The sequence below is a fragment of the Saccharopolyspora sp. NPDC050389 genome, from assembly GCF_040655595.1.
Lineage (GTDB): Bacteria > Actinomycetota > Actinomycetes > Mycobacteriales > Pseudonocardiaceae > Saccharopolyspora.
Genome location: NZ_JBFAKG010000021.1, coordinates 77,868 through 96,486, shown reverse-complemented (window position 1 = coordinate 96,486; position 18,619 = coordinate 77,868). Strand labels below are relative to the sequence as shown.

Genomic DNA, 18,619 nt, shown 5'->3' with positions numbered 1-18,619 from the left:
TAACAGTACGTCCGTACTGTATATCCGGAGTGTGGCCGGTGTCGAGCGAAAATCAGTCTCGCTCAGGGCCTTTCGCCTGCTGCAGCCGCTCCGCGACGGTCGCGGCGAACTCGGCCACCGCCGCCTCGTCCGCGCCCCGATCGGCCCGGACCTGCAACACGATCCCGTCCCGGCCGGGTACCTTGCGCTGCACGAACCACGCTCCCCCACCGGGCAGGTCCCGGTGGTGGCGGGAGCGGATGGACTGGTTGACGCGCTCGTGCACGACGTCGGGCAACCGGCTCGGTCCGGTCAGGTCGAGTCGGCGATCCGGCAGGTCTCGCAGCAGCACCGCATCGCCCGCGGCACCGGTTTCCTCCGCCTCGATCACGGTGAGGGCGCCGCTGTTCCAGGTCGCTTTGCTGAGCAAGTGCCAGCCGAGGCGACGGCCCTCCGGCAGCCACAGCCCCAGGTGCGTGGCGACCAGCGCGCCCTCGGCCGTCTTCGCCACCGCGAGGACCTGCTCCTCGGTGTCGAACGTGCCGGGGAAGTCCGCAGGCACGTCGGCCATGCCGCCCAGCCGCGCGACCAGCCGCCGCAGCCAGGCGATCACAGCGTCCCCATGGCCTGGTCCAGCAACGCCTTGCGGTAGCCCTCGAGCGCGACCATGTCGCCGAACAGTGCGTTGTACTCCTCGGCGTCCTCCAGCGGCGACATCCGCTGCACCTTCGACTTGATGTCCGCGATCTGCCTGCTGACCAGCCGCTCCTGCAACCGGGCGATCAAGGCCGCGACGTAGCGCGGATCCTCCTCCGACTGGTTCTCCAGCTTCTCCACCGAGAGCTGGGTGAGCAGGCTGCGCGTGACCTCGTTCTCGCACTGCTGCGACACCGCGTCCACGAACGCCGCACCGGACAGCCCGGACACCGTGCCGCCCGCGGCCAGCAACGACCGGTGCAGCTCGGCGTACGCGGGCTCGGTGAACGCTTCCTCGGGCAGCGCGTCGTACAGCGGGCCCGCCAGCGCGGGCACCTGCAGCGCCGCCTTCAGCGCCTCCCGCTGCAGGAACCGCGGGTCGTGCCGGGGCGCGCGCTTCGGGAGGTCGACCTCCATGCCCAACGACTGCTGCGCCTCGTCCTGCCGCGGGCGACGCCGCGTCGGGCGAGCCGGAGCGCCGGAGCTCTGCCGCACCCGGCGCACCACCTGGTTCTCGTCGTTCCAGCCCGCCCACCAGGCCAGCTTCGCGGCATAACCGTCGCGGCGGGCCGGGTCCTTGATCTGCGCGACCAGCGGGACCGTGCGCTTCAACGCCGCGACCCGGCCGTCGACCGAGTCCAGGTCGTATTCGGTGAGCAGGCTGCGGATCGCGAACTCGAACAGCGGCCGGCGGCGGGCGACCAGGTCGCGCACCGCCGCGTCGCCCTTGGCCTCCCGCAGCTCGCACGGGTCCATGCCGTCCGGGGTGATCGCCACGTAGGTCTGGCTGGCGAACTGCTGCTCGCCGTCGAAGGCCTTCAACGCGGCCTTCTGCCCGGCCGCGTCGCCGTCGAAGGTGAAGATGACCTCGCCGCGGAACGCGTCGTCGTCCATCATCAGCCGGCGCAGCACCGAGATGTGGTCGTCGCCGAACGCCGTGCCGCAGGAGGCCACCGCCGTCGGCACGCCGGCCAGGTGCATCGCCATCACGTCGGTGTAGCCCTCGACCACCACCGCCTGGCGGCGCTTGGCGATCTCCCGCTTGGCCAAGTCGATGCCGAAGAGCACCTGCGACTTGTTGAAGATCGGGGTGGCCGAGGTGTTGACGTACTTGGCCTCGATCGGATCGTCGTCGAAGATCCGCCGCGCGCCGAAGCCGACCACGTCGCCGCTGAGGTCCTTCAGCGGCCACAGCAGGCGCCGGTGGAACCGGTCGATCGGGCCGCGGCGGCCTTCTTTGGACAGGCCGCACTTGATCAGCTCGTCGAGCTCGAAGCCCTTGATCAGCAGGATCTTGGTGAGCTTGTCCCAACCGGCCGGCGCGAAGCCGCAACCGAAGCGCTCGGCCGCCGCCTCGTCGAAACCGCGCTGCGCCAGGTACTCCCGCGCCTTCAGCGCCTCCGGGGAGCGGAGCTGCTCCGCGTAGAACTCGGCGGCGATGCGGTGCGCCTCGACCATCCGGGCGCGCGTGCCGCGATCCCGCTTCGGGCCCGGCGTGCCGCCCTCGTACTGCAGCTGGAGACCCACCTGGTCGGCCAGCCGCTCGACGGACTCGACGAAGCCGAGGTGCTCGATCTTCATCACGAAGGCGATGACGTCGCCGCCCTCGCCGCAGCCGAAGCAGTGGAACGTGCCGTGGCTGGGCCGGACGTTGAACGACGGCGTCTTCTCGTCGTGGAACGGGCACAGGCCCTTCTGCGCGCCGCCACCGGCATTGCGCAGGGCGACGTATTCCCCGACCACATCGTCGATCCGGATGCGATCGCGCACTTCGGCGATGTCGCTTTCCCGGATCCTGCCTGCCACGTCCCCAGTCTAGGGGCATCGTGATCGTCACATTCGAGGTGGCTTGCCGGTGCGGCAGAATCTCGCCTGTGTCCGCAACGAACACCGCCCTGGCCACGGAATTCGACCAGCACCGGAGCCGGCTGATCGGTATCGGCTACCGGCTCACGGGCCGGATCGCCGACGCCGAGGACGCGGTCCAGGACGCCTGGCTGCGGCTGGCGTCGACCGACCGCGAGTCGATCCGCGACCTGACCGGCTGGCTGACCACCGTGGTCAGCAGGCTGTGCCTGGACCGGATGCGCTCGGCCGCCGTCCGGCGCGAGCAGTACGTCGGGCCGTGGCTGCCGGAACCGCTGGTGACCTCGCTCGACGCGGACCCGGGCGACATCGTGGCGACCCAGGACGACCTGCGGATGGCGGCGATGCGGGTGCTGCACGAGCTGCCGCCGGACCAGCGGCTGGCGTTCGTGCTGCACGACGGCTTCGACATGCCGTTCGCCGAGATCGCCGAGGTGCTCGGGTGCAGCGTGGCGGCGGCGCGGCAGCACGCGTCGCGGGCGCGGCGGGCGATGGCCGACGCCGACCCGCCGGAGCGGGTGCCGCTGCCCGAGCAGCAGCAGGTGTTGGAGGACTTCCTCACCGCGGTGGCGTCGAAGAACATCGACGCGATCACCCGGGTGCTGCACCCGGCGGCGACGGTCTACGGCGACAGCGGCGGCAAGGCCCGCACCGCGCGGCGCCCGGTGGTGGGCTTCGACAAGGTCGCCCGGTTCATCGTGGGGCTGATGGAGAAGTACGGCGACGGCCTGGTCGAGAACATCCGGCCGGTGCTGGTGAACGGCGACCTCGGCGTCGTGTTCACGGGCAACGCCGACGGAACGGCCGCCCCGCGGGTGTTCACCCTGTCAGTGCGGGAAGGCCGCACCGCGGAGATCTTCGACGTTGTCAACCCGGACAAGCTCACCCGCGTCCCCTGGTGATCAGCGGGTCGTGAGTGTTCACGACCTGGGTGACCAGCGGACGAGCTCGGAGCGGTCGGCGCTCAGCTCGGGTCGGTGACGCGGGCCAGGAAGTAGAGGGCGCCCGTGGTCTGGTGGCGCACCAGGAACAGGAACGGCCGGTCCACCTCGACCCGGATCGGGTCCGGTTCCCGGACGATCGCGGTCAGCCGCATCATCACCGCCGTCGCGGCGGCGCCTTCGAGGCCGCTCTCGTCGACTTCGAGCACCGCCTGGTGCACGACCGTCGAAACCCGCAGCGGCTGATCGGTCAGCGGCGAGAAGTCCGCCGCGGGGGTGAACAGCGCCTGCACGCCGAGCGCGCCGAGCGACCTGGTCAGCTCGGCGTCGCCGGTGACGTCGAACTTCGGCAGGAACAGCTCCAGCCGCTGCTGCTCGACGGCAGCCAGGAGCCTGCGCAGCTGCGCGGCGTCGAGCCCCGGCTCCGCCGTCGCCAGGTCGGCGTCCGGCAGCAGCACCACGGCCTCGACTCCGCCGGCCGCCGGCAGGCTGACGACCTGCCAGCCTTCGGTCGCGGCGTAGCCGAGGCGGCGGGTGGCGTGCATGGTCGGCACGTCGCGGTCGCCCGCCGGGGCGTGGAACGGCCGCTGACCGGTGGCCTTCTCGTCGAACGCCTCCCGCCACGAAACCTTCAGGTAGAGGGCGTTGACCAGCGCCGCGACCGTGTCCGGCACGACCGAACCTGGGGGCAGCAGCTCGGGGATCAGCTCGCGCGTCGTCTCGGCGACGTCGGCGTTGATCAGCCGCCGGGCTTCCTCCGGGGCCGTCCGGAACGGCGCGTTGCGCACCGCGCTGCCGGGCCAGTCTTCCAGCGCGGTCAGGTAGGACTGGTGGACCGGGAGATCCGCGTGCGTCCACAGGGTGTTGGCCACCGCCAGCACGGGCGGCTCGGCTGCCGGACCGCCGCCGGAGAGCTCGGCGGCGCCGCCGAGCAGTTTCAGCAGGCCCGCCGGGTCGTCGCGCAGCGCAGTGACCAGTTCGTCCCTGGTCCGGCCGCCGGTCGCGGTCGCGGCCAGGCCGAGCGCGCTGGCCACCGAGTACGGCGACCAGCAGAACGGGGTGTCCACCGGCGGAGCGAGCCGCCGGTGCAGGGACAGGCTGAAGTCGAGGTGTTCGCTCACGGCCGCTGGGCTCCGTTTCCGCGTCGGCTGACTCGGGGCTGATCCCGAGTCTGCCAGCCGAACGGCGGGCGGGGGGCGCGAGCGACTGGCGGGTTCTCGCCCGCCGGCTCCGCGGCCCGGGTTAGCGGACGGATTCCTCGATGTCGGACAGGCCCATCAGGCGGAGTTCCTGGGCGATGTAGTGGGCCGCGCGCTGGGCCGCCGGATCCTGCCACTGCAGGTCCCGGACCCAGTCGGCCAGGTTGTCGGTGTTCACGTACGGCTCGCCGCCGACGACGAGCTTCTGGATGTAGTGCCGGTTGCGCATCGGGGTCTCCTTGCGGCCCGGGTTTCGGGGCCGGGCCGCGGGCTGCTTCGCGCGGGACGCTCGGACAGCCGGACGGGGATCGGGGGACGGTGCCGTCGGCGTTCGGGATTCACCGAGCAACACTCTGAGTAAGAATTCTGGGGGCGAATCCCAGATCAACTCTCCCCTTTCGGATTAACGTCACATCGATTCGGACACGTTCCGTACACACTTTCGATGCCAGGCGATCGCCTGCGCGTCCGTCAGCGACGCGACCTGATCCAGCACCACCCGCAACCGGGCCCGGTCGTCGCCCGCCCGGCGCCAGGCCGCGGCCATCGCCGGATCCAGCGATTCCGGGGCCCGCTCGGCCAGCGCCCCCACGAGTTCGGTCAGCAGCGCCCGCTGCCGCTCCTGCATGCCCAACCGCTGCGGGTCGCTCATCACGTACCGCAGGGCGACGGCCTTGAGCACCGCGACCTCCGCAACCACCGGCTCCGGCACGACCAGCTCCGCGCGGTACCTGGTCAACGCCCCGGGCCCGAAGCGCTCCACCGTCCCGGTCACCGCCGCGGCCACGAACCGCCCGACCAGCTCGCTGGTGAGCCGCTTCAACGCGACCTGCGCGCGGAACGTGCCGTCGTAGTCCAGCACCGCGGCCACCACCGGCCACCGCACCAGCTCCGCCGCCGCGTGTTCGAGCAGCCCGGCCGTGTCCCCCGAGCCGTCGCCCCAGAAGTGCTTCGCGGCCATCCGGACGATCTCCGCCCGCTCCTCGCCGCTGGTCAGCGAGCGCAGCGAGATCCGCCCCGACAGCACCCCGTCCTCGACGTCGTGCACCGAGTAGGCCACGTCGTCGGACCAATCCATCACCTGGGCCTCCAGGCACCGGCGGTCCGCCGGTGCGCCGTCGCGCAGCCACTCGAACACCGCCAGATCGTCCGGGTAGGCACCGAACTTGGCTTCGCCCGGGCGCTTCGGCCACGGGTACTTCGTCGCCGCGTCCAGGCACGCCCGGGTCAGGTTCAGGCCGCGGCCGACCTCATCCGAGTCGGCCAGCTTCGGCTCCAGCCTGGTGAGGATGCGCAGGGTTTGCGCATTGCCCTCGAAGCCACCGCAGCCGTCGGCCAGGTCGTTCAGCGCCCGCTCGCCGTTGTGCCCGAACGGCGGATGCCCGATGTCGTGCGCGAGCCCGGCGGTGTCCACCAGGTCGGGATCGGCGCCCAGCGCGGCGGCGATGCCCCGCCCGATCTGCGCCACCTCCAGCGAGTGGGTCAGCCGGGTGCGCGGCACATCGCCCTCTTCCGGGCCCACGACCTGCGTCTTGCCCGCCAGCCTGCGCAGCGCCGCCGAGTGCAGGACCCGCGCCCGGTCCCGCGCGAACGGGCTCCGATCGTCCGACCGGGCCTCGGCGGGCACGGCGGACTTCGGCGGCTCGGGCAGCAGCCGCCGCAGGTCGTGCGCGTCGTAGCCGGGCAGGGCGCGGTCTTCGGGGCTCATCCCGCTCAGATTACGGCGCGAACCCGACAGACCCCCGCATTCCGGCGGCGGTTCCGCGGCGTCGACCCGCCCGGGGCATCAGCCCAGCCCGTCGCCCGCTATCTCCGCCGGTGCGTGCGTGAGCCGGTAGTACAGCAGCGCGCCGGTTTCCCGGACGATGTACTTGAACTGGACCTCGCGGGTCTGCACCACGGGCCCGGAGCGGGCCGGGGACGCCCACGCCTCGAGCCCGAAGTCGCTGGCCATCGTCCGCGCCCGCAGCGAGTGCCAGGGGTCGCTCACGATGAGTGCGCTCGCCCAACCCCGCTGCTCGGAGATGTCGGCGACCGCCTGCAGGCTGCCTAGCGTGTCGCTGCCGACGTCGACGTCGACGATCTTCTCGGCGGGCACCCCGTTGTCGGTCAGCCAATTCTTGCTGGCCTGCGCCTCGGTGAAGGCGTCGCCGGGCAGCCGGCCGCCGACCGTGACGATGTACTTGGTCAGGCCGTCCTGGTAGAGCTCCAGGGCCTGTTCGAGTCGCGCGGCGAGCACGTCCGAGGGCTTGCCGTGGTATTGGGCGGCGCCGAGCACGATCACGATGTCCACCGGCCGCCGATCATCGGCGCGAGCCACCTGCCACACTCGGAACGCGGTGCCGCCGATCACCAGCAGCACCATCAGCAAGGCGCCGATCAGGACGCGTCCGAGCATCCGGCCTGCGGGTCGGCGCCGGTGGGCGGCTCGATGGGGGCTCACGTTGGCATCCTCGCAGATCTTCGGGGCCACCGGTGCAGGCCGGGCAGCAGCCGCGGGCGCGGGAACTCCAACCTACTCAACCGCTTTCAGAAAAACGGGCCGGCGGCGTCCGAGAACACCGCCGGCCCGAGCCCAGCTCAGCAGCCGAGGAGGCGAACCGCCAGGTACTCCTCCAGCTTGTCGATCGCCACCCTCTCCTGCGACATCGTGTCGCGCTCGCGGACGGTGACGGCGTGGTCGGACAGCGAGTCGAAGTCGACGGTCACGCAGAACGGCGTGCCGACCTCGTCCTGCCGGCGGTAGCGGCGGCCGATCGCGCCGGCGTCGTCGAAGTCGACGTTCCAGTTGCGGCGCAGCTGCGCGGCGATGTCGCGGGCCTTCGGCGACAGCTCGGCGTTGCGCGACAGCGGCAGCACCGCCACCTTCACCGGCGCCAGCCTGCGGTCCAGCTTCAGCACCACGCGCTTGTCCACGCCGCCCTTGGCGTTCGGCGCCTCGTCCTCGTGGTAGGCGTCGATCAGGAACGCCATCATCGGCCGGCCCACGCCCGCGGCCGGCTCGATCACGTACGGCCGGTACCGGGAGTTGCTGGCCTGGTCGAAGTAGGACAGGTCGACGCCGGAGTGGTTCGAGTGCGTGGTGAGGTCGAAGTCGGTGCGGTTGGCGATGCCCTCCAGCTCGCCCCACTCCTGGCCGCCGAACCGGAACCGGTACTCGATGTCGACGGTGCGCTTCGCGTAGTGCGAGAGCTTCTCCTTCGGGTGCTCGAACTCCCGCAGGTTGTCCCGGCTGATGCCCAGGTCGGCGTACCAGTTCATGCGCTGGTCGATCCAGTACTGGTGCCACTGCTCGTCTTCGCCGGGCTCGACGAAGAACTCCATCTCCATCTGCTCGAACTCGCGGGTCCGGAAGATGAAGTTGCCGGGCGTGATCTCGTTGCGGAACGACTTGCCGATCTGGCCGATGCCGAACGGCGGCTTCTTCCGCGCGGTGGTCATCACGTTGGCGAAGTTGACGAAGATGCCCTGCGCGGTCTCCGGCCGCAGGTAGTGCATCCCCTCCTCGCTCTCCACCGGGCCGAGGAACGTCTTGAGCATCATGTTGAACTCGCGCGGCTCGGTGTACTGGCCGCGGGTGCCGCAGTTGGGGCACGGGACATCGGAGAGGTCGTCCTCGGCGGTCTCCTTGCCGGTGCGCTCGGCGTACTCCTCGGCGAGCTGGTCGGCGCGGAAGCGGTGGTGGCAGGAGGTGCACTCCACCAGCGGGTCGTGGAAGGCCGTGACGTGGCCGGAAGCCTCCCAGACGGGGCGGGGCAGGATCACCGACGAGTCCAGGCCCACGACGTCGTCGCGGCCCTGCACCATCGACTTCCACCACTCGCGCTTGATGTTGTCCTTGAGCTCGACGCCGAGCGGTCCGTAGTCCCAGGCCGACCGCGTACCGCCGTAGATCTCGCCGGACGGGTAGACGAAACCACGGCGCTTGCAGAGATTGACGATCGTGTCGATCTGGTCGGCGGGCACGTTCACTCCGGAATCATCGCTGGACTGCATCGAACCAGCTGGTCGGGCTGGAGTTTCCCAGCGTACCGATCCCGGACCGGGTGACGTTCGCCCGGGCTGGCCACCCGGGCGACGCGGCACCGCCGACGGGGCGTGCGGTATTGATGTGACAGGTCAGGCGGGGCGTACCCGTAGGATGGGGTGCGTGGAGCGTCCCCGCGTGCAGGGCACCGTTCGGGTGTCCGCCCAACCGACGCCACCGCAGGCAGGCGACGCCGCGTCGAGGCTCGCCGGAAAGGAAGCGATGCCCGCCGTCAGCCCGGATTCCGAGCCGGCCCGGTCGACTGCGGGCCCCGGCCTGGACAGCCTCGACGACCACGTGCACTCGCCGGAGCGGGATGCGCACCCGGCCCCGATGCGGGACCAGCGGATCCTGGTCGAGGCCGGCGAGCTACTGCGGGCGCTGGCCGCCCCGGTGCGCATCGCGATCGTCCTGCAGCTGCGGGAGTCGGAGCGCTGCGTGCACGAGCTGGTCGACGCGCTCGGCGTCGCCCAGCCGCTGATCAGCCAGCACCTCCGGGTGCTGAAGTCCGCCGGGGTCGTGCACGGCGAGCGGCACGGCCGCGAGGTCGTCTACCGCCTCGTGGACGAGCACCTGGCGCATATCGTGGTGGACGCCGCCGCGCACGCGGAGGAGATCTCCGGCGTGCGGTCGCGCGGTTCGGCGCCACGTTCCATCGCACCCAACGCTCGACAGGAGACGGAGACAGCGTGACCACCGGCGAGGGTCCCACGGTCGTACCGGGACTGCGGGCCACCAAGCAGCGAGCGGCGGTTTCGAACCTGCTGGACCAGGTCGACGACTTCCGCTCCGCCCAGGAACTGCACGAGGAGCTGCGGCGGCAGGGCGAGGGCATCGGCCTGACCACGGTCTATCGCACGCTGCAAACCCTGGCCGACGCGGGCGAGGTCGACGTGCTGCGCAACCCGTCCGGCGAGGCCGTCTACCGGCGGTGCTCCAGCCACCACCACCATCACCTGGTGTGCCGGCACTGCGGGCGGACCGTGGAGGTGGCCGACCCGCCGGTGGAGAACTGGGCCGAGCGGATCGGCCAGGAGCACGGCTTCTCCGACGTCAGCCACACGGTCGAGATCATCGGCACCTGCCCGGACTGCACCTCCCGCGGCGTCTGACGTTCTTGGAATCCCAGACTCGTCCCGCGTAGCGGTGCGGGTGGCGGCCCCCTGCGGGGTTTACCGCCGCCTTCTCGCTGACACGTATGACCAGATCCGGTTCAGTACTCGTAGGTGTCCTGCGGGGCCGGGATCGGGCGGATCAGGGTCGTATCCAGCGTCGGGACGTAGTCGTTCGCGTCGGTGGCCGAGCCCGGTCGAAGCTTGCCGGTCACCTCGATCCAGGTGTCCGCCGGGAGCTCCGCCGCCTGCGGCGGAGCCGCGAGCTCGACCTTCACCGGCGCCGCGTCCGCCGCGCAGCAGCTGATGCGCATCCTGGCGAGCTGCGTCGTTCCCGGCGTCAGGTGCACGACGAAGCCCTGCAGGCGCACCGTCCGGCCGTTGAGAGCGCCACTTCCGTCCCAGATGGCGCGGGTGACGAACTCCGACACGCCCAGCAGCGGCGCCTGTTCGGGCGGCAGGTCCGAGAAGAGGGATTCCTTCGGGGCCGCCGGCGCCGCCATCCGGTCGCGGGTCACCGAGTCCGAGCCGAGGGCCGGCGGCGCGATCAGGAAGATCGCGAACACCGGCAGCAGCAGCATCCACGGGCTGCGCGAGTTGTGCTCGTGCTGCCCGGCTCCGCCGGCGCGGATGTCGCGGACGATCGCGAAGATCGACAGGCCGATCATGACCGCCCCGGCGACCACCAGCCACGGGAACAGCGCGGGCTTGACGTAGCGGAGGTAGCTGCCGCCCAGCGCGATCTTGAGCAGCGCGCCGCCCAGCAGCAGCAACAGCAGGTTCTGGGTTTCCCGGCGCATCACGAACCTCCCAGCAGCAGGGCACCGACACCGACCGCGCAGCCGATCGCCACCACGAACGTGGCGGGCGCGAAGCGGGCGGCGAAGCGGCGCCCGAAGGCGCCGGACTGCAGCGCGATCAGCTTGAGGTCGACGGCCGGGCCGACGACCAGGAACACCAGCTTCGGGATCAGCGGCAGGCCCGGCATCGAGGCGACCACGAAGGCGTCGGCCTCGCTGCACAGCGCGAGGACCACCGCGAGCACGGCCATGACCAGCACGCCCAGCATCAGCTGACCGCCGAGCGACTCCAGCCAGGCCGCGGGCACGACGACGTTGAACACCGCGGACGTCAGGCCGCCGAGCACCAGGAAACCGCCCGCCTCGACCAGGTCGTGCCGGGCGGACTCGGCGAACACCACCCACCGGCTGCCGGATCCGTGATGCGACTCGACCCGGCGCAGCGCCCGCTCGGCGAGCCATTCCGCCTTGCCCAGCCGGGCCCAGAGCCAGCCCATCACGCACGCCGTCAGCAGCGAACCGAGGAACCTGGCCAGCACCATCAACGGCTCGTCCGGAAACGCGACCACAGTGGACACCAGAACGATCGGGTTCACCGCCGGCGCGGCCAGCAGGAACGCGAGCGCCGCGGCCGGCGCGACGCCCTGCTGCATCAGCCGCCGCGCCACCGGCACCGAAGCGCACTCGCAGCCGGGCAGCGCCACGCCCGCGACACCCGCCACCGGCACCGCGGCGGCGGGGTTGGCGGGCAGCCAGCGGCGCAGCGCCCCCGGCGGGACGAACGCCGCGATCAGACCGCTGACCAGCACGCCGAGCACCAGGAACGGCATGGCCTGGACGCAGACGGCGACGAACACCGTCGAGCCGGTGCGCAGCGCGGGGACGTCCAGCAGCGCGGTCAGCTGCCCCTGGAACACCGCTGCCACGACCAGCAGGACGCAGAGCACCTCCAACGAGGTGACCACGGGGCGCCGCGTGCGCGGCGGGTCGACGATCTCGGTCACGCGGTCATCGTGCCAGTTCGAACTGATAATCGTTCGCACTAGGGGGCGAAGTCGCGCCCACGGCTCCGTGCACCGACACCATCAGCCCAGTTCAAGCAGGGCGTCAGCCACCGTACCGACACACCGACGCGTCCCCCGGTTCCGTGACGGCACGCGGTTTCAACGGAAATCGAAGGTCCGATTTCCATTGAAACCGCGGGCCAACCCCGGCCGGGCGCCGCTAGCTGGCGGTGCCTTCGGGCTCGGCGAGGAGTTCGGTGCGCAGCTGGGACGCCGTCGCCACCACCAGCATCAGCAGGGTGCCCAGCGGCGTCGCCGCCATCCCCTCCGCCGGGAACGCGTAGCGCAAGGTCACGTCCATGCCGCGCTCGGTGCGAACCACCCCGAGCGTGCCGAACAGGCCCTGCCCCGCTCGCTCCGCGACCGACTGCGCGAGCTCGTCGGTCGGCGGCAGATCCCAGGCGACCACGCAGGTCAGGCTCAGCACCGTCAGCCCGTCGGCGAGCTGCATCGCCTGCACCGCGCACGGGACATCGGCGTGCCGGAAGGTGAGTGCGCCGTCGTCGTCGACGTGCACGTCGTGGTAGTTCTCCAGAGCTTCCTTCGCCGCGGTCAACAACCGCGCGGTGGTTGCGGCCTCCTGGGTCATCAATTGCCCTCCTGGGCGGATTCGGCGGGCGCACCGGCCGCCGCCCGATCGATGGCCCCGCCGAACCGCCGGTCCCGACGCACGTACTGCTCGCACGCGCGCCACAGGTGCCGCCGATCCACGTCGGGGAAAAGGGTGTCCTGGAAGACGAGTTCGGCGTAGGCCGACTGCCAGAGCATGAAGTTCGAGGTCCGCTGCTCGCCCGAAGGCCGGATGAACAGGTCCACGTCCGGCATTTCCGGCTGGTACAGGTAGCGGGCGACGGTGCGCTCGTCCACCCGGTCAGGGTTGATCTTCCCGGCGGCCGCCAGCCGGGCGATCTCGCGCGCGGCATCGCCGATCTCGGCCCGGCCGCCGTAGTTGACGCACATGGTCAGGTTCATGACATCGTTGTTCTGCGTGCGGACCTCCGCCGCCTGCAGCTCGTTCACCACGCTGCGCCACAGCCGCGGCTTCCGGCCCGCCCAGCGCACCCGCACGCCCAGCCCGTCGAGCTCGTCGACGCGGCGCTTGATCACGTCGCGGTTGAAGCCCATCAGGAATCGGACCTCGTCGGGGCTGCGCTTCCAGTTCTCGGTGGAGAAGGCGTACAGCGACAGCCACTTGACGCCGAGCTCGATCGCGCCCCGGGCCAGCTCCAGCACGACCGCCTCGCCGCGCTTGTGCCCCTCGATGCGGGGCAGCCCGCGCTCGTTGGCCCAGCGGCCGTTGCCGTCCATCACGATGGCGACGTGCTTGGGCACGAACTCCGGCGGCAACGCCGGCGGCTTCTCGCCGGAGGCGTGCGGTTCCGGCGTCCGCACGGTCGGGTCGTTCTTGCCCCGCCCACGGCGTCGCAACATAACTGGATTCTCCTTCGGACTGCTGGGCGTGAGGCTTTCATTGTCCTCGCCCGCGTCGATCAACGGCTCAGCGCCCGCCGTCCTCGGCGGCGGCGACCAATGCGGCATCGGCGGCCCGCTCCCGGATCAGCTCCGGCACGGTCCGCTCGACCAGCGGCAACGACCGCAACTGCCGTTCCATGTGCCACTGCAGGTGCGCCGCGATGAGGCCGCTGGCCTCCCGGCGGACCGAGTTCGTGGTCGCCTCCGCCGCGGGCCAGTCGCCGTGCAGCAGCGACTCCATCAACGGCAACGTGTGCACTGAAGGCCGCACCGAACCGGCGGGCCTGCAACGGACGCACACCGCGCCGCCCGCCTGCACGTTGAAGGCGGCATGCGGGCCCGCTTCGCCGCAGCGCGCGCACTCGGAGAGCGCCGGCGCCCAACCCGCGAAGGACATCGCGCGGAGCAGGAAGGCGTCGAGCACCTGCGAGGAGTCGCGGTCCCGCCCCGCCAGCGCGCGCAGCGCACCGATGGCCAGCAGGTAGAGCCGCAGCACCGGCTCGCCTTCCTCCGCGGCCAGCCGGTCGACGGTCTCCAGCACCGCGCAGGCCGCGGTGTAGCGCTGGTAGTCGTCGACGATGTGCGCGCCGAAGGCGTCCACGGTCTGCACCTGGGTGATCACGTCGAGCGTGCGTCCGGTGTAGAGCTGCACGTCGACGTGGCAGAACGGCTCGACCCGGGCGCCGAACCGCGACGTCGTGCGGCGGACGCCCTTGGCGACTGCCCGAACTTTGCCGTACCGCCGGGTCAGCAAGGTTATGATCCGGTCTGCCTCGCCCAGCTTCTGCACCCGCAGGACGACCGCGGTATCCCGGTAGAGGCTCACCCGCCCATCATCACACCCGTGGGCGACGGCATCGAAGCCGCGCGGAAGAATGAACGGACATTCCGCGCCGAAAGGACGTCATGACCTACCCGTACGACCAGAACCCCTACCAGCAGGCACCGATGCCGTACGGGCCGGGTTATCCGATGATGCCGCGGAACAACGGCATGGCGATCGCCTCGATGTGCGTCTCGCTGGCGGCGATCTTCACCTGCTACGGCGCCATCCTCATCGGGCCGGTCGGCGCGATCCTGGGCCACGTCTCGCTGCGCGAGATCAACCGGAACCCGCAGGCCTACACCAATCGCAGCATGGCGTTGACCGGCATCATCGTCGGCTGGGTCGTGCCCGCGCTCTGGGCGGCCTTCATCACGTTCATGATCCTGGCCGCCACCGGTGTCCTCGGCAGCGGCCTCGAGAGCTCGTTCAACGACTAGACGTAGAGCGCGTCGAACGGCGGGAACGGCAGGTTCCTGATCACCGACCAGACGGCGATCAGGACCAGCGCCGCCAGCGGGGACCAGCGCCACTGCTCCCAGGTCAGGATCCGGCGGCCTTGCCAGCGGCCCAGCACCCAGGCGCCCCAGGTCCACAGGAAGAACGGGATGAACGCGACCGCCGCCGCGTTGAAATGCAGAGCCGACAGCACGTCACCGTGCAGCAGGCTGTAGAACATCCGCGTCGCGCCGCAGCCGGGGCAGTCGAGCCCGGTGAGCCATTTGACCGGGCAGGGCGGCAGCGGGAATCCGGCATCGGAAGTCGGGTCGGCCGCTAGCACGATCCCGGCCGCCGCGCAGCCGACCAGCGCGGTCGCGGCCGGGAGCAGCATGGCGCGCAGGCGCGTGGCGGCCATCAGCCCGATGTGGCGGCGATGCCGAACACCGCGATCATGATCACGAAGTAGGCCACGAACGCCAGGATGTAGAGGCCCAGCAGGCTGGCGCCGACGATGACGGCGACCTTGCCCCACTTCTTGGCCTCGTTGGCCGAGATCTGGGCCTGGTCGTATTGGCCCTGGTACCAGAGCGAGTTGACCTGCAGCGACTTGATCAGCGCCGGGATCCCGAAGGGCCAGCACACCAGGATTCCGGCGATGGCCCAGCCCAGGTTGTTGTTCAACGGCACGGGTCCGACACCGAACTGCGCCGAATAGGAATGCGGCGGCATCGGCACCGGCTGGTGGACCGGCTGCTGAATCGGCTGGTGAATAGGCTGCTCGGCCGGCTGCTGCGGAATGCCGGTCGGGTCGGACGGCTCCGTCATCGTTTCCCCCGGAAGAAGTTTGCGCATGCCGTTGCGGCCAGCGGCGCTGACCGCAACGGCACGACTTGATCAGTAGGAGGAGCTCACCGAAGCGGCGATGATCACGAAGAAGACCACGTAGATCAGGATGATCAGAACCCACCAGGCGGCGCCGGCGATGATGCCGATCTTGCCCCACTTCTTGGCGTCGTCCGCGGCGGCCTGGGCCTGCTGGTACTGGCCCTGGGCCCACAGGTTCTGCACCGAGGTGGCCTTGATCAGCGACGGGATCGCGAACGGCCAGCACAGGAAGATCGAACCGATGCCCCAGCCGATGTTGTTGCTCGGCGGGGCGCCGCCGGGCTGCTGCCCGTAGGGGTTCTGCTGGCCGTACGGGTTCTGCTGCCCGTACGGGTCGGGCTGGCCATACGGCTGCTGGGGCATCGGCCCCGACGGCGGACCGTATCCGCCCGGCTGCTGACCGTACGGCTGCTGCGGGTTGGGCCCCGAGGGCGGGCCGCCATAGGGATTAGTCACGATTGATCCTTTAATTGTCCAACAAAAAGCCGGGGTGTCCTTGCCCGTGCGCAAAGATCCGGCCAGCAACGTACCTGAGACGTACTCGGGTCATGGTGGGTTCCACGCATTCCGCGCCGAAGTTGTGATCAGAACCCCAGCTTGCGCAACTGCTTCGGGTCGCGCTGCCAGTCCTTGGCGACCTTCACGTGCAGATCCAGGTAGATCTTGCTGCCCAGCAGCGCCTGGATGTGCTTGCGCGCCTGGGTGCCGACGGCGCGCAGGCGCTCCCCGCCGCGGCCGATGACGATCGACTTCTGGCTGGAGCGCTCGACGTAGAGCACCGCGTGCACGTCGATCAGGTCCTTGCGGTCCTCGCGGGGGATCATCTCCTCGATGGTGACGGCCAGCGAGTGCGGCAGTTCGTCGCGCACGCCCTCCAGCGCCGCCTCCCGGATCAGCTCCGCGATGAGCGTCGTCTCCGGCTCGTCGGTGAGCTCGCCGTCCGGGTACAGCTGCGGGCCCTCCGGCATCTGCGCGACCAGCAGATCGGCCAGCACGTCGACCTGGAAGGAGTCCACTGCGGACACCGGCACCAGGTCGGCGAAGTCCATCACCTGCTGGAGGTCCAGCAGCTGCTGCGCGACCTGCTCCTTGCTGACCAGGTCGGTCTTGGTGATGATGCCCAGCACCGGCGTGCGGCGGGCCACCTTCTTCAGCTGCTCGGCGATGAACCGGTCGCCCGGGCCGACCTTCTGGTCGGCGGGCACGCAGAAGCCGACCACGTCCACTTCGGACCACGTCTCGTACACCAGGTCGTTGAGCCGCCGCCCGAGCAGGGTGCGCGGCCGGTGCAGGCCGGGCGTGTCGACGATGATCAGCTGCGCGTCGGGGCGGTGCACGATGCCGCGGATGGCGTGCCGGGTGGTCTGCGGCTTGCTGGAGGTGATCGCCACCTTCGAGCCGACCAGGCGGTTCGTCAGCGTCGACTTCCCGGCGTTGGGTCGGCCGACGAAGCAGGCGAATCCGGAGCGGTGCACATCTGCGGAGCTGGTCACCGCACCATTGTGACCGGCCCGCCCGCACCCCGGCGCACCTGGGTGCATCAACCCGATCCGGCGACGAAGGAGGGGCACCTACCGCCGAACCGTGCGGCGAAAGGTGCCCCTCACCTCGAACAACCCACCCGAACGGGTTAGGAGAGGATGCCTGCCACGTCGCCGCGGGCGTCGGCGCGGAGGATCGGTGCCGCGGCGGTGAGGTCGCGAACCGCGGCCACCGAGGCGCCGTCGACGGCGTCCGCGTCGGTGACGACCGCGGCCGCTTCGAGGCCCTCGGCGCCGCTGGCGACGGCTGCCGCCACCGCCGCCTGCAGCGCGGTCAGCCGCAGGGATGGGAGGGCGACGGTGCACGCCGCGTAGGTGCGGCCGTCGGTGTCGCGCACCGCCGCGCCCTCGGCCGCTCCGGTGCGGGCCCGGGACGACCGCGCGAGCGTGACGATCTTGGCGTCCTCCGGGTCGATCTCCTGCGGGGCCGCTGCTTCGACGTGCTCAGCCACGGGCGTTGCTTCCCTCCTGGTCGGCACCGCGCAGCGGTGCTTGATCTGCGTTCACCGGACGGACGAGCAGCGCGTTGATGCGAATCCGCCCGCGGTGGTCCTTGCCGCCCTCGGCACGCAGCCGCAGGCCGGCGATCTCAGTCTCCGCGCCGGGCAGCGGCACCCGGCCGAGCCGTTGCGCCAGCAGCCCGCCGACCGTCTCCACGTCGGAGTCGTCGAGCTCGACGCCGAACAGCTCGCCGAGGTCCTCGACCGGCAGCCGCGAGCTGACCCGGACGGTCCCGTCGTCGAGCCATTCGATCGGGCGGTGCTCCTCCAGGTCCGACTCGTCGGTGATCTCGCCGACGATCTCCTCGATGATGTCCTCGATGGTCAGCAGCCCCGCGGTGCCGCCGTACTCGTCGACCGCGATGGCCAGGTGGCTGCGGGAGATCTGCATCTCGCCGAGCAGCTCGTCGAGCCGCTTGGTGTCCGGCACGAAGCTGGCCGGGCGCATCAGCTCCGCAACCGCCGGCCCGGCCTGGTCGCGGCCGTCCAGCACGCCGCGGGTCAGGTCCTTGAGGGTCACCACGCCGACGATGTCGTCGATGCTCTCGCCGATCACCGGGACGCGGGAGAAGCCGGAGCGCAGGCACAGCGCCATCGCCTGCCGGGCGGACTTGGTCTGCTCGATCCAGATGATCTCGGTGCGCGGCACCATCACCTCGCGGGCGAGGGTGTCGCCGAGCTCGAAGACCGAGTGGATCATCTCCCGCTCGCCCGCGGCCACCACGCCGCGCTCGCCGGCGAGGTCGACCAGCTCGCGCAGCTCCACCTCGGTGGAGAACGGGCCCTCGCGGAAGCCCTTGCCGGGCGTGATCATGTTGCCGATCAGGATCAGCAGCCTGGTCAGCGGGTTGAGCAACCTGGCCAGCACCCGCACCGGCGCGGCCACCTTGAGCCCGATGCCGTAGGGGTGCTGCCGGCCGAGGGTGCGCGGGCCGACGCCGACCAGCACGTAGGACGCCACCAGCATGATCAGCCCGGCGATCACCACCGCCCAGGCCTCGGAGTCGGCCAGCCGCAGGGCCACCACGGTGACCAGCACCGTCGCGCCCATCTCGCACGCCAGCCGCAGCAACAGCAGCAGGTTGACGTGCCGGGGCCGGTCGGCGAGCAGCTGCGCGAGCTGCTTGGCGCCGCCGCGGCCCTCGCGGACCAGTTCGTCGACGCGGGCCCGGGAGGCCGCGGTGATGGCGGATTCGGAGGCCGCGAAGATCCCGGCCGCCAGCACCAGCAGCACCGCGATGATCAAAAACGCAGTGGAACCGGTCAAATCCA

22 protein-coding genes are annotated in these 18,619 nt (G+C 70.8%); 4 read left to right on the top strand and 18 right to left on the bottom strand.

What is annotated here, in order from left to right:
* Positions 1 to 52: 52 nt before the first annotated feature.
* Both AB0I53_RS16450 and dnaG read right to left on the bottom strand, forming a co-directional pair.
* A complete protein-coding gene (locus AB0I53_RS16450; RefSeq protein ID WP_358602832.1) occupies positions 53 to 592 on the bottom strand; it encodes a hypothetical protein in 540 nt (179 codons plus the stop codon).
* The gene (dnaG, locus tag AB0I53_RS16445; RefSeq protein WP_358602829.1) at positions 589 to 2,481 is read right to left on the bottom strand and encodes a DNA primase; all 1,893 of its coding nucleotides are present in this window, start codon (positions 2,479 to 2,481) and stop codon (positions 589 to 591) included. Before dnaG ends, AB0I53_RS16450 begins: the two co-directional genes overlap by 4 nt.
* Positions 2,482 to 2,549: 68 nt before the next feature.
* Between dnaG and AB0I53_RS16440 the strand changes: the two genes are divergently transcribed.
* Entirely contained in the window at positions 2,550 to 3,443 is an 894-nt protein-coding gene (locus AB0I53_RS16440) for a sigma-70 family RNA polymerase sigma factor (protein WP_358602827.1), read from the top strand.
* Positions 3,444 to 3,505: 62 nt separating this feature from the next.
* Here the strand turns inward: AB0I53_RS16440 and AB0I53_RS16435 are convergent, their stop codons facing one another.
* From AB0I53_RS16435 to AB0I53_RS16415, 5 genes are all read right to left on the bottom strand, one after another.
* Positions 3,506 to 4,603, bottom strand: coding sequence for a serpin family protein (locus AB0I53_RS16435; RefSeq protein ID WP_358602824.1), 1,098 nt, complete (start codon positions 4,601 to 4,603; stop codon positions 3,506 to 3,508).
* 121 nt (positions 4,604 to 4,724) lie between these two features.
* Entirely contained in the window at positions 4,725 to 4,910 is a 186-nt protein-coding gene (locus AB0I53_RS16430; protein WP_358602821.1) for a hypothetical protein, read from the bottom strand.
* Between the two features lie 180 nt (positions 4,911 to 5,090).
* Positions 5,091 to 6,389, bottom strand: coding sequence for a deoxyguanosinetriphosphate triphosphohydrolase (locus AB0I53_RS16425; RefSeq protein WP_358602818.1), 1,299 nt, complete (start codon positions 6,387 to 6,389; stop codon positions 5,091 to 5,093).
* Positions 6,390 to 6,467: 78 nt separating this feature from the next.
* On the bottom strand, positions 6,468 to 7,079 hold the full coding sequence (locus AB0I53_RS16420; protein ID WP_358602904.1) for a YdcF family protein: 612 nt from the start codon (positions 7,077 to 7,079) through the stop codon (positions 6,468 to 6,470).
* 182 nt (positions 7,080 to 7,261) lie between these two features.
* Entirely contained in the window at positions 7,262 to 8,647 is a 1,386-nt protein-coding gene (locus AB0I53_RS16415) for a glycine--tRNA ligase (RefSeq protein WP_358602901.1), read from the bottom strand.
* Positions 8,648 to 8,930: 283 nt separating this feature from the next.
* On the opposite strand from AB0I53_RS16415, the gene AB0I53_RS16410 reads away from it, so the two are divergent.
* Together AB0I53_RS16410 and AB0I53_RS16405 are read left to right on the top strand one after the other, a co-directional pair.
* On the top strand, positions 8,931 to 9,401 hold the full coding sequence (locus AB0I53_RS16410; RefSeq protein WP_358602898.1) for a metalloregulator ArsR/SmtB family transcription factor: 471 nt from the start codon (positions 8,931 to 8,933) through the stop codon (positions 9,399 to 9,401).
* On the top strand, positions 9,398 to 9,820 hold the full coding sequence (locus tag AB0I53_RS16405) for a Fur family transcriptional regulator (protein WP_358602815.1): 423 nt from the start codon (positions 9,398 to 9,400) through the stop codon (positions 9,818 to 9,820). Before AB0I53_RS16410 ends, AB0I53_RS16405 begins: the two co-directional genes overlap by 4 nt.
* Before the next feature lie 101 nt (positions 9,821 to 9,921).
* Here the strand turns inward: AB0I53_RS16405 and AB0I53_RS16400 are convergent, their stop codons facing one another.
* From AB0I53_RS16400 to recO, 5 genes are all read right to left on the bottom strand, one after another.
* Positions 9,922 to 10,620, bottom strand: a complete 699-nt coding sequence (locus AB0I53_RS16400) for a TIGR03943 family protein (RefSeq protein ID WP_358602813.1) — start codon at positions 10,618 to 10,620, stop codon at positions 9,922 to 9,924.
* Positions 10,620 to 11,624: a permease gene (locus AB0I53_RS16395; protein WP_358602810.1), complete on the bottom strand. Its 1,005-nt coding sequence runs from the start codon at positions 11,622 to 11,624 to the stop codon at positions 10,620 to 10,622. Before AB0I53_RS16395 ends, AB0I53_RS16400 begins: the two co-directional genes overlap by 1 nt.
* Before the next feature lie 220 nt (positions 11,625 to 11,844).
* Positions 11,845 to 12,273 (bottom strand): hypothetical protein, encoded by a 429-nt coding sequence (locus AB0I53_RS16390; RefSeq protein WP_358602808.1) that lies wholly within the window; start codon positions 12,271 to 12,273, stop codon positions 11,845 to 11,847.
* Complete coding sequence (locus AB0I53_RS16385; protein WP_358602805.1) at positions 12,273 to 13,115, bottom strand: isoprenyl transferase; 843 nt, start codon at positions 13,113 to 13,115, stop codon at positions 12,273 to 12,275. The genes AB0I53_RS16390 and AB0I53_RS16385 overlap by 1 nt, the downstream gene beginning before the upstream one ends.
* Before the next feature lie 67 nt (positions 13,116 to 13,182).
* On the bottom strand, positions 13,183 to 13,983 hold the full coding sequence (gene recO, locus AB0I53_RS16380) for a DNA repair protein RecO (protein WP_358602802.1): 801 nt from the start codon (positions 13,981 to 13,983) through the stop codon (positions 13,183 to 13,185).
* Positions 13,984 to 14,063: 80 nt separating this feature from the next.
* Here recO and AB0I53_RS16375 point away from each other — a divergent pair, with 80 nt between their 5' ends.
* Positions 14,064 to 14,420 (top strand): DUF4190 domain-containing protein, encoded by a 357-nt coding sequence (locus AB0I53_RS16375; protein ID WP_358602799.1) that lies wholly within the window; start codon positions 14,064 to 14,066, stop codon positions 14,418 to 14,420.
* Here AB0I53_RS16375 and AB0I53_RS16370 read toward each other — a convergent pair.
* The 6 genes from AB0I53_RS16370 to AB0I53_RS16345 form a co-directional block, all read right to left on the bottom strand.
* Complete coding sequence (locus AB0I53_RS16370) at positions 14,417 to 14,836, bottom strand: DUF2752 domain-containing protein (protein ID WP_358602796.1); 420 nt, start codon at positions 14,834 to 14,836, stop codon at positions 14,417 to 14,419. The genes AB0I53_RS16375 and AB0I53_RS16370 overlap by 4 nt on opposite strands.
* On the bottom strand, positions 14,836 to 15,246 hold the full coding sequence (locus AB0I53_RS16365; RefSeq protein WP_358602793.1) for a CD225/dispanin family protein: 411 nt from the start codon (positions 15,244 to 15,246) through the stop codon (positions 14,836 to 14,838). The genes AB0I53_RS16370 and AB0I53_RS16365 overlap by 1 nt, the downstream gene beginning before the upstream one ends.
* 69 nt (positions 15,247 to 15,315) lie before the next feature.
* Positions 15,316 to 15,762, bottom strand: coding sequence for a CD225/dispanin family protein (locus AB0I53_RS16360; protein ID WP_358602790.1), 447 nt, complete (start codon positions 15,760 to 15,762; stop codon positions 15,316 to 15,318).
* A 128-nt stretch (positions 15,763 to 15,890) separates the two neighbouring features.
* Entirely contained in the window at positions 15,891 to 16,799 is a 909-nt protein-coding gene (gene era / locus AB0I53_RS16355; RefSeq protein WP_358602787.1) for a GTPase Era, read from the bottom strand.
* Between the two features lie 137 nt (positions 16,800 to 16,936).
* Positions 16,937 to 17,299, bottom strand: coding sequence for a cytidine deaminase (locus tag AB0I53_RS16350; protein WP_358602784.1), 363 nt, complete (start codon positions 17,297 to 17,299; stop codon positions 16,937 to 16,939).
* Positions 17,292 to 18,614: a hemolysin family protein gene (locus tag AB0I53_RS16345; protein WP_358602895.1), complete on the bottom strand. Its 1,323-nt coding sequence runs from the start codon at positions 18,612 to 18,614 to the stop codon at positions 17,292 to 17,294. Before AB0I53_RS16345 ends, AB0I53_RS16350 begins: the two co-directional genes overlap by 8 nt.
* Positions 18,615 to 18,619: the final 5 nt, after the last annotated feature.

Excerpts from the sequence above, each read along its gene's own strand:
- AB0I53_RS16375 (WP_358602799.1), top strand. The coding sequence starts at position 14,064 with ATGACCTACCCGTACGACCAGAACCCCTACCAGCAGGCACCGATGCCG.
- AB0I53_RS16420 (WP_358602904.1), bottom strand. The coding sequence starts at position 7,079 with ATGCTCGGACGCGTCCTGATCGGCGCCTTGCTGATGGTGCTGCTGGTG.
- AB0I53_RS16410 (WP_358602898.1), top strand. The coding sequence starts at position 8,931 with ATGCCCGCCGTCAGCCCGGATTCCGAGCCGGCCCGGTCGACTGCGGGC.
- AB0I53_RS16425 (WP_358602818.1), bottom strand. The coding sequence starts at position 6,389 with ATGAGCCCCGAAGACCGCGCCCTGCCCGGCTACGACGCGCACGACCTG.
- AB0I53_RS16430 (WP_358602821.1), bottom strand. The coding sequence starts at position 4,910 with ATGCGCAACCGGCACTACATCCAGAAGCTCGTCGTCGGCGGCGAGCCG.
- AB0I53_RS16365 (WP_358602793.1), bottom strand. The coding sequence starts at position 15,246 with ATGACGGAGCCGTCCGACCCGACCGGCATTCCGCAGCAGCCGGCCGAG.
- AB0I53_RS16400 (WP_358602813.1), bottom strand. The coding sequence starts at position 10,620 with ATGCGCCGGGAAACCCAGAACCTGCTGTTGCTGCTGCTGGGCGGCGCG.
- AB0I53_RS16385 (WP_358602805.1), bottom strand. The coding sequence starts at position 13,115 with ATGTTGCGACGCCGTGGGCGGGGCAAGAACGACCCGACCGTGCGGACG.
- AB0I53_RS16370 (WP_358602796.1), bottom strand. The coding sequence starts at position 14,836 with ATGGCCGCCACGCGCCTGCGCGCCATGCTGCTCCCGGCCGCGACCGCG.
- AB0I53_RS16390 (WP_358602808.1), bottom strand. The coding sequence starts at position 12,273 with ATGACCCAGGAGGCCGCAACCACCGCGCGGTTGTTGACCGCGGCGAAG.